Here is a 10983-nt window from a genome sequence, read left to right on the forward strand (position 1 = left end):
CGCCCGCTTGCGGGGGGAGCCGGGCAGTGACGTTCAGCTGAACTGACTCAGCGCGCGCACCTTGTTCATCACGTCAAGTGCGGCCACCTTGTAGGCCTCGGAAAACGTCGGGTAGTTGAACACCGCGTCGACCAGGTATTCGACCGTGCCTTGGCAGCCCATCACGGCCTGTCCGATGTGCACCATCTCGGTGGCGTTGCTGCCGAAAATGTGCACCCCGAGCAACTTGAGGTCCTCGGTGGAAACCAGCAGCTTGAGCATGCCGTAGGAGTCGCCGGCGATCTGGCCGCGGGCCAGTTCGCGATAGCGGGCCACGCCCACCTCATAGGGCACCGAGTCCTTGGTGAGATCAACCTCGGTGGCGCCGACGTAGGAAATCTCGGGGATCGAGTAAATGCCGATCGGCTGCAGGGCGGTCAGCCCGTGCACCGGCTCGCCGAGCGCGTGGCAGGCGGCCACCCGGCCCTGGTCCATCGAGGTCGAGGCCAGGGCGGGGAAGCCGATGACGTCGCCGACGGCGTAGATGTGGTCGACCTTGGTACGGAAGTCCTCGTCGACGAAAATCCGTCCGCGGTTGTCGGCTTCCAGGCCCGCGTTCTCTAGGTCGAGGTGCTCGGTTTGGCCCTGGCGTCCCGCCGAATACATCACCGTTTCGGCGGGGATCTTCTTGCCGCTGGCAAGGCTGGTGACGGTGCCTTGCGCGCCGACCTGGACGGCGGTGACCTCTTCGCCGAATCGGAACGTGACCGCGAGGTCGCGTAGGTGGAAACGCAACGCCTCGATGATCTCGGGATCGCAGAATTCCAGCATGGCGTCCCGCTTTTCGACGATGGTGACCTTGGTGCCCAGCGCGGCGAACATCGACGCGTACTCGACGCCGATCACGCCTGCGCCGACCACGACCATCGAGGCCGGTATCGATTTGAGGTCGAGGATGCCGTCGGAGTCGAGCACCCGATCCTCGTCGAACTCCACCCCCTCGGGGCGGGCCGGTTTGGTGCCGGTGGCGATGATGATGTGTTCGCCGCTGACCGTGGTGCGCTCACCGCGGGAATGGTCTTCGACCAGCAGGGTGTGTTCGTCGCGGAACCGGCTTTGCCCGGGAATGAGATCGACCCGGTTGCGCATCAGCTGGTTGCGCACCACGTCGGCTTGCTTGCCGATGACATGCTGGGTTCGCGACAGCAGATCAGCCGGTGTGATCTTGTCCTTGACCCGATAGCTCGCGCCGTACAGCTCGCGCTGGTTCATCCCGGTCAGGTACAGAACCGCCTCGCGCAAGGTTTTCGACGGGATCGTGCCGGTGTTGACGCAGACCCCGCCCAGCATCTGCCGCTGCTCGACGACCGCGACCGATTTGCCCAGCTTGGCCGCGGCGATGGCGGCCTTCTGCCCGCCGGGACCTGAACCGATGACGACCATCTCGTATTCCAGCATCGAACCCATGAGGAAACATCTACGCCGGTTCCCGGCCGCGCGCACGCTGAGCCAGGCGACAGACATGTGAACAATCTGTTCCGCGTTTGCCCGACGCCTGCCCTGCCGGCCCGCGGGTTGTCCCCAGCGGCGAGTTTGTCCACAGCGCACGAGTGGCGCGGTCCGCACCGTCGACGCGCTGACGGTGCCGATTGCCAGCGTTTGGGCCATGACCAAGCAGCGACCTGACTTTGAACTGAATCGCCCCGGCGCGGTGATCGCCGCGCTCCCGGCCGTGCTGGGCTTCGTGCCGGAGAAATCGTTGGTGCTGATATCGATCGACGACGGCGAACTGGGATCGGTGATGCGGGTCGACCTGTCCGAGGCGCTCGCTGACCGGATCGGGCCGCTCGCGGAGGTGGCCTCGGCCGCCGGCCCCGAGGCGGCCATCGTGGTCATCGTCGACGCCGACGGCGCCGGCTGCCCGATGTGCAACGAGGAGTACCGCGACCTATGTGCGACGCTCACCAAGGAGCTGTCGCAGCGCGACATTGTGCTGTGGGCCGCGCACGTCGTGGACCGGGTGGCGGCCGGGGGTCGCTGGCACTGCGTGGACGGCTGCGGTGCGGGCGGTGTCGTCGATGACCCCTCCGCGTCGCCGCTGGCGGTGGCGGCGGTGCTCGACGGCCGCCGCCTGTATGCGCGGCGCGCTGACCTGCAGGCAGTCATCGCGCTCGACGACCGGGCCGGCAGGGCGACGCTGGCCGATCTGATCGGCAAGCACGCCGTATCACGGGACGCCGCACACCGCACCGACCCTGCTGCGTGCGTTCGCCGCGACGTCGAGGACGCCATAGCTGCCGCCGCCCGTGTCGGCGAGGGACAACAGCTCTCCGATGCGGAGCTGGCCGGCCTGGCCTGCGCGCTGGCGGATGTGGAGGTGCGTGACACGCTGTATGCCCTGGCGGTCGGCCAGAGCGCGGGGGAGGCCGAGTCGTTGTGGGCGCTGCTGTCGCGCAGCCTGCCTGCGCCGTGGCGGGTGGAGGCCTTGGTGTTGGTTGCGTTCAGTGCCTACGTCCGCGGCGACGGCCCGCTGGCCGGGGTGTCGCTGGAGGCCGCGCTGCGCTGCCAACCCGGCCACCGGATGGCAGGCATGCTCGACACGGCCCTGCAATCGGGCTTGCGGCCTGAGCACATTCGCGAACTGGCGGTCACCGGATACCGGCTGGCCGAGCGGCTCGGCGTGCGGCTGCCGCCTCGCCGGGCGTTCGGCCGACGAGCGGTCTGAAGGATGCGGCCGGGCTAAACCTTTTCGACCTTGACGGCGTGAGCCATCTCATGCGGCAGGCTCACGTTCTCGTGACCCGGTATCACGATCTTCACGCCGCCGGCCGGGTTGGTTTCGACGGTCACCCGGGCGTTGGGAACGACGCCGGCGTCCTTGAGACGGGTGATCAGGTCGATATCGCCCTGCACGTGTTCGGTGAGCTGACGCACCACGACTGCGACGGGCGATCCGGCCGGCAACTCCGTCAACCGCACCAGATTGGGCTCCTCGCCGCCGAACCCGGGCCCGACGCCCAAATCCAACAGCCCCGGAATCGGGTTGCCGAACGGGGAGGTCGTCGGGTTGTCGAGGACTTGCACCAGCCGACGCTCGACGTCTTCGCTCATCACGTGCTCCCACCGGCAAGCTTCGGCGTGCACTTCTTCCCATGGCAATCCGATGACATCGACCAGCAGCCGCTCAGCGAGCCGGTGCTTGCGCATCACGGAGATGGCCAGTGCCCGGCCCTTGTCGGTCAGCTCGAGATGGCGGTCGCCGGCCACGTGCAGCAGCCCGTCGCGCTCCATCCGCGACACGGTCTGGCTGACGGTGGGTCCGCTCTGGTCAAGCCGTTCAGCGATCCGGGCACGCAGCGGAGTGACGCCCTCTTCCTCGAGGTCGTAAATGGTCCGCAGGTACATCTCGGTGGTATCAACCAGGTCGTTCATTCCGCACCCTCCATTGCCGCCGAGTCTACTTGCCCAGCTGCGTGAATGGTCCGCTAACACTCCAGCATGGCAGTATGCCCGCCACTGGCGCGGCGGGCATACTGCTTCGTGTTGATTTGGGTGGTCAGCTTGCGTAGGACCGCAGTCGGTCCGCCCGGTCACCGTTGCGGAGCTTCACCATAACCTCGCGCTCGATTTGGCGAACCCGCTCGCGCGACAGGCCGAACAGCTTGCCGATCTGGTCAAGCGTGCGGGGCTGTCCATCGTCGAGCCCGAAGCGCAACCGGATCACCTGATGCTCGCGCTCGTCGAGGGTGGCCAGCACCGTGCGGATGTCGGTGTGCAGCAGTTCGGCGATCACCGCGTTCTCCGCGGACATCGCTTCGGCGTCCTCGATGAAGTCGCCCAGCGGGGCCTCTTCCTCGGAGCCCACCGGCATGTCGAGGCTCACCGGGTCGCGGCTGTGCTCCAGCAGGTCGTTGATCTTCTCGACCGGGATGCCGGACTCCGCGGCGAGTTCCTCGTCAGTGGCTTCACGGCCGAGGCGCTGATGCATCTCGCGCTTGATCCGCGCCAGCTTGTTGACCTGCTCAACCAGGTGAACCGGCAGCCGGATAGTGCGGCTCTGGTCGGCCATACCCCTGGTGATCGCCTGCCGGATCCACCACGTCGCATACGTCGAAAACTTGAATCCCTTTGCGTAGTCGAACTTTTCCATCGCCCGGATCAACCCCAGATTGCCTTCCTGGATGAGGTCCAGCAGCGGCATTCCGCGGCCCGTGTAGCGCTTGGCCAACGACACGACCAACCGCAGGTTGGCTTCCAGCAAGTGGCCTCGTGCCGCTTCGCCGTCACGGACCACCATCGCCAGCTCGCGTTTGCGGTTCTCGCCGAGGCGCTTGCGGGTCTCGAGCAGATGCTGGGCGTACAGGCCTGCCTCGATGCGCTTGGCAAGCTCGACTTCATCGGCCGCATTGAGCAATGCGGTTTTGCCGATGCCGTTCAGATACACACGCACCAGGTCCGCGGCGGGACTCTGAGCATCCAAATCGCTGTCGAACCGGCTTGTGGTGGCGTTCGCCATAGCGGCCTCCTGATAGGCGTGAGCTGTCATGAGGTACAACGACCTACTTGGGGGATGAGTTCCCACCGGGCGGCCATCTCACACCCGTTGACGTGCGCGAATGTCCGCACGGTCTGAGAATGTGCTGAGAAGCTAGTGTAGCAGCGGGTTATTCGGGACCGTCAGCGTCGGTGGGCGGTGATCCCGGTTGCGGCGCTGGGCGACCGTAGCGCTCGAGCGCCGGGCGTTCGGCGGTGGGGAACAGCGGGGTGCGCCGTCCGACGCCGTCGAATCGCCGGGGTTCGTCGGCGCGGCGCGGCGGTCGGTCGTTGGCGATCAGCACCGCCATCCAGGGCAACGGGATCGACGCGGCAAGGATCAGAAGTGACACCAGACCGTTGTGCCACATGCCATATGCGACGGCGGCCAGTATTAGCGCCGGAATCCGGAAGGCCATCAGCGTTAGGTATTTCCGCACCCGCTGGCGGTGCTGCACGTCGTATGCCGGTTCGGCGGCCGTGATCAGTACCGGCCGGCCGTCGTCGTCGAAACCCAGCTCAGTGCCGCGCTTCATTTCTCCACTGTTCCACACTTCGGTGACCCCGTCGAAGCCGATTCCGGCACAATATGAAACATGCAGACCCAGACGATCGAGCGCACCGAGACCGACGAACGCGTCGACGACGGGACCGGCAGCGACACTCCCAAGTACTTCCACTACGTCAAGAAGGACAAGATCGCGGAGAGCGCCGTGATTGGCACGCATGTCGTGGCGCTGTGCGGCGAGGTGTTCCCGGTGACGAAGGCGGCCAAGCCGGGCTCGCCGGTATGCCCGGACTGCAAGCGGATCTACGAGACGCTCAAGAAGAGCTGACCCGATCGGCGCTGACGTGGGGCGGCTCGTCGGCTGCGCCGTCGGTGTCGTCGCGGCCCTCGGCCGTGGTGCGTGATATCAGCCAGCGCCGCAGCCGGTGGGCATGGGTGCGGGGGGCCGGCCACTCCTCCTGAATGGCGGCGTTGAACTCCGCGCCCAGCATGATGGCGAAGCCGGCGAAGAAGGCGAACAGCAGAAACGCGATCGGTGTGGCCAGCGCGCCATAGGTGTAGCCGGTGCCGGTGATCCACCACAGGTAGATGCGCAGCCCCAGCGTCGCGATCAGGAAGGCCACGCTTGCCAGCGCCGCCCCGAAGATCAGCCGATGCGACGGCAGCGGTTCGGGCAAGGCCACCCGATAAAGGATCACCACGGTGATGATCAGGCCGGTGATCAACGCCGGGTAGTAGCCGTAGGCCAGCACATCCTGCAAACCGTCGGGGATGAGTTGGGCAAGCTTGCGTGGGCCGCGCACCATCAGCGGGGCAGTGACGATCAGAAAGAGCAGCATCACCACGTACAAGAGCAACGCGAACAGCCGCTGACGCACCGGATGGCGCAGCGGGGTCTGGTCGTGGGCCTCGACCACCGAATCGACGAACGCGGAAATCGCCGATGATCCGGCCCACAGAGAAATCAAGAAGCCCAGGGACACCACTTCACCGCGGGCACCTCGATCGATGTCGGCGATCGTCGGCTCGATGATCTCGTGGACCACGCTCGGGGAGAAAACCTTGTTCGACATCGACACCAGGCGTTGCTCGATCACGGACATCGTGTCCGGCCCGAACAACGGCGCCACGTAGGCGAGGCTGCCCAGCATTCCCAACAACAGCGGCGGCAGTGACAGCGCCGACCAGAACGCGGCCTGCGCAGACTCGGAGAAGATCGAGTCGTCCCAACTTTTCGACAACGCCCGCTTGGTGATGCGCCAGATGTGATGGCGCGAGGGCTTCACTGCTCGGTCGCTCATAACCCGTTCAGGATTCCCGACGAATGGTCATCCCGCCAGGATCGCTGGTGGCGAGTCGTGTTTTAAGACTCCAGCGCAGAGGCATCGACGTGAAGCACGGCCGACAGCTCGATCAGCTTCGTCTCGTGCTCGTTGGCGTGGTGCTGGCAGAAGAGGAGTTCCGCGCCGGATGGCAGCTTGGCGCGTACACGGGCAGCAGCGCCGCACCGATCGCACCGATCAGCCCTGGTTAACTCTGGAGTGGTCAGGGTCGCGTTCATGGCTACTCCTTCTGGCCGTAATCCACTGTCTCAGATATCAACGCGTTTGGTCGTCTTCACCACGCGTTTACCCGCTGTGTCGTTCCTCACGTCTGTGCGTTTGGCGCTCCGTGCAGGATGGCGGTATGGGCCACCGTCCGGCGGTGCTGGTGCACCTATGTCCCTCTGACGAGTGGTCGTCCGCCAGGGTTCAGGGCGAGTTACGACCCGAGTCGCTTGCCAGCGTCGGATTCGTCCATCTGTCCAGGCCGGAGCAGGTACACCTGCCGGCTAACCGTCTTTACCGCGGTCGCCACGACCTGGTGTTGCTGCACATCGATCCGGACCGTCTGGACTCACCCATTCGGTGGGAACCGGGAGTGGCAACGGATCCGGAGTCGATGCTGTTCCCGCACTTGTACGGAGCACTGCCGGTCGCTGCTGTGATCAGCGTCACTAGCTACCGGCCGGGCGCTGACGGCAGCTTCCCGCCGGTCGGCGAATCGGCTGTCGAGTAGGCGTCGGCTTCAATCTCCACCAACAGCTCGGGCGCTATCAGCGCGGCCACCTCCACCATGGTGGCCGCGGGGCGGATCTCACCGAAAACCTCGGAATGGACTGCCGCGACCTGTCGCCAACGGGATATGGCGGTCACGTAGATGCGAGTGCGGACCACGTCGCTGAGCGTCGCTCCCGCCTGATTGAGAGCGACCTCGATGCGGCGCAACGCTTCTCGCGTCTGGGCGCCGATGTCATCTACAGGCCCAGGGCCGGTTGTCCCGGCTACGACGATGTGTGGGCCGACTCGGACCGCCCGCGAATAGCCCAGTGTCGACTCGAAATCGGTCCCGGACGAGACAAGGATGCGGCTGCCTGACATTCGGCCAAGCTAAGCCAGCCGAATCGGTTGCGCAGCAGAATTTCTTCTAACGCAGCCCGTCACCCCACCTGGTAGGAATTCGGTGACATGAAGAAGAAGTGGCCACTGCTCGAGTCCGTGCATCTGACCGACTCGGTGTCGGCGGTGCAGCTGAAGGTCCCAGCGGACTGTGTTTGCCCGTTGTTGACGACTGGCTCGCCCTGCACGTGAATTTTGTCGTTGTGACAGTCCATCGTGACGCCACTATGATCAAGCGAGAAGCGGTCCCCCCACGCGGAGTGCTGGGACACATGGTGGTGGCGGCGTGGAGATCGTGTAGGCGCGGTTGCCGATCTCACAGACGGCGCCGCCGCTGCCCAGGTTGCATGAGATGTTCTGTGACGAGTTTTGAAATTGGGGGAACTGCGCAGGCGTGGGCGACGGTGATGGTGCCGGGTTTGGGGGCCCGCCAGCGTATGCGGTTGCCGGGAATCCAATCAAGGTGGCGGCCGACACCATCGACACCGCCTGAATCGCTGTCATTTTCATGGCAATGCTCGCATTCTGTTGAGGCACTTGTGCTTTGGCAGGCATGGCCGGACTGGCACCGGCGACGCCGGCAAGATTCATTGCGACGGGAAGCTTCTGCTGGTTTACCGGGCACCTCCGCCGGCCCCCGAAAACAGTGTCGAAGCCAAAAATGGCCCCTGACATTCACCCAACTTGGGCAAAGAATCAGAACTCGGGTGAACCGTCCCGCGTTTGATGCGCACCTCCTTCCTTGGGAAGGTGCATGTCATGGCGAGCAAGTACGACCCGGAGACGCGGGCGAAGGCTGTCCGTCTGGTGTTGGAGCACCGTGAGGACTATTCGAGCGAGTGGGCGGCGATCACGGCGGTGTCCAAGCGGTTGGGGATGACGGCCGAGACGCTGCGTAGCTGGATCCGTCAGCAGCAGGTGGACGACGGGCAGCGTGACGGTGTCTCCTCGGCGGCGGCTGCTGAGATCCGCGCCCTCAAGCGCCGCAACGCCGAGCTCGAGCAGACCATCGACATCCTCAAGGCGGCAACGTCTTTCTTCGTGCGGGAGAGCGACCCGCGCAACCGCCGCTGACCGGTTCGGTCTGCGAGTTCATTGCCGAGAACAGGGACCGCTTCGGGGTCGCTCCGATCTGCCGCGTGCTGACCGAGCACGGTGTGCCGATTGCCCCACGAACGTTCTTCGCCTGGGTCAAGCGGGCGCCCTCGAAGCGGTCCCTGTGGGACGCCACCATCACCGAGATCCTGGCCGGCTACTACGAACCCGATGAGCACGGCCGGCGCAAGCCCGAGTCGCTGTATGGGTCGCTGAAGATGTGGGCGCACCTGCAGCGCGAGGGCATCCCGGTGGCCAAATCCACGGTGGAACGCCTGATGCGCCGAAACGGCTGGCAGGGCGTGCGCCGCCAGAAGACCGTACGCACCACGATCGCCGACCCGGCGGCGGTGAGGCCACCGGATCTGGTGGATCGCCAGTTCGGGGTGGGCGCACCCAACCAGCTGCTCGTCGCGGACTTCACCTACGTCAAGCTCGTCACAGGGGTGTTCGTCTACGTCGCATTCGTCATCGACGCCTACGCCGGAGCGATCGTGGGATGGGAGGCTTCGGCCTCCAAGCAGACCCGGTTCGTGGAATCAGCGATCCGTCAGGCCGTCGCATTGCGGTCGCGTCAGGGTCATCCGATCGAGGGAGCCATCCATCACAGCGACGCCGGATCGCAGCCCAGGTTCAATGAGTCGTCGCAACACCGGCTGATTGAACCGATATTAGATGGTCGTTGAAGGCTTCGGCGGGTGTTCTCCAGCTGAGTGTCTTGCGAGGTCGGTTGTTGAGAGCCATCGCGACGGCATCGATCTCGTCGGCATCCCAACGCGATAGGTCGGTTCCCTTCGGAAAATACTGCCGCAGAAGGCCATTGGTGTTCTCGTTTGTTCCTCGTTGCCAGGGGCTGTGCGGATCGGCGAAGTACACCGGCAGCCCGGTGTCGATGGTCAACTGGGCGTGCTGAGCCATCTCCTTGCCGCGGTCCCACGTCAGAGACTGAAGCAGATACTGCGGCAATGTCGTGATCTTGGCGGCGATCGCGTCCTTCATGGCGTGGGCGCCGTAACCGCCCAGAGCGGGGCCATTCTTGACCGGCGCGATGACGCCGTAACCGGCCATCCGCGGCAGATGCAGCAGCATCGTGAAGCGGGTGGTGCGCTCCACCAAGGTACCGATCGCCGAGCGGTCCGAGCCGATGATCAAGTCGCCTTCCCAATGCCCAGGTACGGCGCGATCGGCGACCTCAGCAGGCCGGGCGCTGATCATCACCTCATCCGTGACGTGGCCGTTGGCCCGCTGACGGGCACGAGCACGGGGAACCCGCAGCGCACGCCCAGTCCGCAAGCACGCCACCAACTCTCGCCGCAAAGCGCCGCGCCCCTGGACATACAGCGACCGGTAGATAGCCTCATGAGAGATCCGCATGGATTCATCATCGGGGAAATCGATCGGCAACCGGTGGGCGATCTGCTCGGGACTCCACGCCGTGGCCCATCGTCGGTCCTGTCGGCGGGCCTTGTTGCGGCCCTTCCACTGCGGAGCAGCAGGCCCCGGGGCCGGCGATCCGCCGGCCAGGCGGATCACTCCAGTGAGCCGATCGGCCACGTACTCGCGCAGCGCCGCATTGGCCGCCAGCTTGGCCGGCTTGGGGCGACGCGCCATCAACTCAGCCTTCCACTGCGCGATCGAAGCCCGATAAGCCAGATATCCACTGCGAGTAGCGGCATTACGCCGAAGCTCGCGCGAGATCGTCGACGGGGATCGACCCAACCTGCGGGCGATCTCGCGCACACCGAGATCCTGCGCCTTCAGCAACGCGATCTCCTCGCGTTCGGTAAACGACAGATATCTGCCTGATAGTGCAGTGAGCTGGATAGACGGCATGCCGCCACGCTCCCTGAACCACCGCGAGCCGACCGGTCCCGACACGCCGCACGCCACCGCAGCGTCCTCACTGGTCAACCCATCAGCGATCTTGACCCAAAACGCCCGTTCCACATCACGACGAATCGGCGGGCACCCCGGTGAGCGCATCGCCGGCCGCCCAGTCAACGTCGTCATCCACCCCGCAGGCCTGCCCATCTGACACCTCCGCACTCAAGGTGTTGCGACGACCAGTTGAATCCACCCAGTACACCAGCGTGAGATTCGGTGAAACACTAAGCCTTTCGGGCATCAGGCCATCCGTGGGCAGTGTCGGCGATGCCTATGACAATGCTCTGGCCGAGACCACGATCGGACTCTACAAGACCGAGTGCATCCGGTCTGATTCCCCGTTCCATCGCGGCCCACTAAACACCCTGAGCGACGTCGAGTACATCACCGCTGACTACGTCGCCTGGTACAACCAGCAACGCCTCATGCACCGCCTCGGCCGAGTCCCACCCGCCGAAGCCGAAGCCCAGTACTATTCCCAGCACGTGACCGACCAACCGGCCGGCTCACAGAACCCCGAGGGTGCATGAAACCCGGGATGCTTCA

Annotated in this window: 12 protein-coding genes and 2 pseudogenes; 5 read left to right on the forward strand and 9 right to left on the reverse strand. The window is 65.1% G+C overall.

Features of this window, described 5'->3' with window-relative positions; all coding sequences use genetic code 11:
* Positions 1-33: 33 nt before the first annotated feature.
* On the reverse strand, positions 34-1437 hold the full coding sequence (sthA, locus tag ACLQI9_RS18760; protein WP_442384643.1) for a Si-specific NAD(P)(+) transhydrogenase: 1404 nt from the start codon (positions 1435-1437) through the stop codon (positions 34-36).
* A gap of 208 nt (positions 1438-1645) precedes the next feature.
* Here sthA and ACLQI9_RS18765 point away from each other — a divergent pair, with 208 nt between their 5' ends.
* Positions 1646-2704: a DUF4192 domain-containing protein gene (locus ACLQI9_RS18765; protein WP_442384596.1), complete on the forward strand. Its 1059-nt coding sequence runs from the start codon at positions 1646-1648 to the stop codon at positions 2702-2704.
* Positions 2705-2718: 14 nt separating this feature from the next.
* Here the strand turns inward: ACLQI9_RS18765 and ACLQI9_RS18770 are convergent, their stop codons facing one another.
* The 3 genes from ACLQI9_RS18770 to ACLQI9_RS18780 form a co-directional block, all read right to left on the reverse strand.
* Positions 2719-3411: a metal-dependent transcriptional regulator gene (locus tag ACLQI9_RS18770; protein ID WP_442384594.1), complete on the reverse strand. Its 693-nt coding sequence runs from the start codon at positions 3409-3411 to the stop codon at positions 2719-2721.
* Between the two features lie 124 nt (positions 3412-3535).
* Positions 3536-4525: a sigma-70 family RNA polymerase sigma factor SigB gene (gene sigB / locus ACLQI9_RS18775; protein ID WP_442384592.1), complete on the reverse strand. Its 990-nt coding sequence runs from the start codon at positions 4523-4525 to the stop codon at positions 3536-3538.
* Positions 4526-4643: 118 nt separating this feature from the next.
* Complete coding sequence (locus ACLQI9_RS18780; protein ID WP_442384590.1) at positions 4644-5066, reverse strand: DUF3099 domain-containing protein; 423 nt, start codon at positions 5064-5066, stop codon at positions 4644-4646.
* Between the two features lie 42 nt (positions 5067-5108).
* Between ACLQI9_RS18780 and ACLQI9_RS18785 the strand changes: the two genes are divergently transcribed.
* Positions 5109-5348, forward strand: coding sequence for a DUF3039 domain-containing protein (locus ACLQI9_RS18785; RefSeq protein ID WP_442384588.1), 240 nt, complete (start codon positions 5109-5111; stop codon positions 5346-5348).
* On the opposite strand, the gene ACLQI9_RS18790 is transcribed toward ACLQI9_RS18785, so the two are convergent.
* Both ACLQI9_RS18790 and ACLQI9_RS18795 read right to left on the reverse strand, forming a co-directional pair.
* A complete protein-coding gene (locus ACLQI9_RS18790) occupies positions 5335-6321 on the reverse strand; it encodes a YihY/virulence factor BrkB family protein (RefSeq protein ID WP_442384586.1) in 987 nt (328 codons plus the stop codon). The two genes, ACLQI9_RS18785 and ACLQI9_RS18790, sit on opposite strands and share 14 nt — an antisense overlap.
* 62 nt (positions 6322-6383) lie before the next feature.
* Positions 6384-6581, reverse strand: coding sequence for a DUF7455 domain-containing protein (locus ACLQI9_RS18795; RefSeq protein WP_442384584.1), 198 nt, complete (start codon positions 6579-6581; stop codon positions 6384-6386).
* Between the two features lie 125 nt (positions 6582-6706).
* Here ACLQI9_RS18795 and ACLQI9_RS18800 point away from each other — a divergent pair, with 125 nt between their 5' ends.
* On the forward strand, positions 6707-7078 hold the full coding sequence (locus tag ACLQI9_RS18800) for a DUF952 domain-containing protein (RefSeq protein WP_442384582.1): 372 nt from the start codon (positions 6707-6709) through the stop codon (positions 7076-7078).
* Here ACLQI9_RS18800 and ACLQI9_RS18805 read toward each other — a convergent pair.
* Positions 7021-7440 carry a RidA family protein gene (locus ACLQI9_RS18805; protein ID WP_442384580.1) on the reverse strand — a complete coding sequence of 140 codons (420 nt, stop codon included), beginning with the start codon at positions 7438-7440 and terminating at the stop codon, positions 7021-7023. The two genes, ACLQI9_RS18800 and ACLQI9_RS18805, sit on opposite strands and share 58 nt — an antisense overlap.
* 777 nt (positions 7441-8217) lie before the next feature.
* On the opposite strand from ACLQI9_RS18805, the pseudogene ACLQI9_RS18810 reads away from it, so the two are divergent.
* A pseudogene (locus ACLQI9_RS18810) lies at positions 8218-9221 on the forward strand (IS3 family transposase); the annotation flags it as partial.
* Here ACLQI9_RS18810 and ACLQI9_RS18815 read toward each other — a convergent pair.
* Together ACLQI9_RS18815 and ACLQI9_RS18820 are read right to left on the reverse strand one after the other, a co-directional pair.
* Entirely contained in the window at positions 9187-10563 is a 1377-nt protein-coding gene (locus ACLQI9_RS18815) for an IS30 family transposase (RefSeq protein WP_442378798.1), read from the reverse strand. The pseudogene ACLQI9_RS18810 and the gene ACLQI9_RS18815 overlap by 35 nt on opposite strands.
* Positions 10502-10678, reverse strand: coding sequence for a hypothetical protein (locus ACLQI9_RS18820; RefSeq protein WP_442378799.1), 177 nt, complete (start codon positions 10676-10678; stop codon positions 10502-10504). Before ACLQI9_RS18820 ends, ACLQI9_RS18815 begins: the two co-directional genes overlap by 62 nt.
* On the opposite strand from ACLQI9_RS18820, the pseudogene ACLQI9_RS18825 reads away from it, so the two are divergent.
* A pseudogene (locus ACLQI9_RS18825) lies at positions 10629-10967 on the forward strand (integrase core domain-containing protein); the annotation flags it as partial. The gene ACLQI9_RS18820 and the pseudogene ACLQI9_RS18825 overlap by 50 nt on opposite strands.
* Positions 10968-10983 lie beyond the last annotated feature (16 nt).

The organism is Mycobacterium sp. (genome assembly GCF_052143115.1).
Classification (GTDB): Bacteria; Actinomycetota; Actinomycetes; order Mycobacteriales; family Mycobacteriaceae; genus Mycobacterium.

Excerpts from the sequence above, each read along its gene's own strand:
- ACLQI9_RS18790 (WP_442384586.1), bottom strand. The coding sequence starts at position 6,321 with ATGAGCGACCGAGCAGTGAAGCCCTCGCGCCATCACATCTGGCGCATC.
- ACLQI9_RS18765 (WP_442384596.1), top strand. The coding sequence starts at position 1,646 with ATGACCAAGCAGCGACCTGACTTTGAACTGAATCGCCCCGGCGCGGTG.
- sigB (WP_442384592.1), bottom strand. The coding sequence starts at position 4,525 with ATGACAGCTCACGCCTATCAGGAGGCCGCTATGGCGAACGCCACCACA.
- ACLQI9_RS18795 (WP_442384584.1), bottom strand. The coding sequence starts at position 6,581 with ATGAACGCGACCCTGACCACTCCAGAGTTAACCAGGGCTGATCGGTGC.
- sthA (WP_442384643.1), bottom strand. The coding sequence starts at position 1,437 with ATGCTGGAATACGAGATGGTCGTCATCGGTTCAGGTCCCGGCGGGCAG.
- ACLQI9_RS18815 (WP_442378798.1), bottom strand. The coding sequence starts at position 10,563 with ATGACGACGTTGACTGGGCGGCCGGCGATGCGCTCACCGGGGTGCCCG.
- ACLQI9_RS18770 (WP_442384594.1), bottom strand. The coding sequence starts at position 3,411 with ATGAACGACCTGGTTGATACCACCGAGATGTACCTGCGGACCATTTAC.
- ACLQI9_RS18820 (WP_442378799.1), bottom strand. The coding sequence starts at position 10,678 with ATGCCCGAAAGGCTTAGTGTTTCACCGAATCTCACGCTGGTGTACTGG.
- ACLQI9_RS18800 (WP_442384582.1), top strand. The coding sequence starts at position 6,707 with ATGGGCCACCGTCCGGCGGTGCTGGTGCACCTATGTCCCTCTGACGAG.
- ACLQI9_RS18805 (WP_442384580.1), bottom strand. The coding sequence starts at position 7,440 with ATGTCAGGCAGCCGCATCCTTGTCTCGTCCGGGACCGATTTCGAGTCG.
- ACLQI9_RS18785 (WP_442384588.1), top strand. The coding sequence starts at position 5,109 with ATGCAGACCCAGACGATCGAGCGCACCGAGACCGACGAACGCGTCGAC.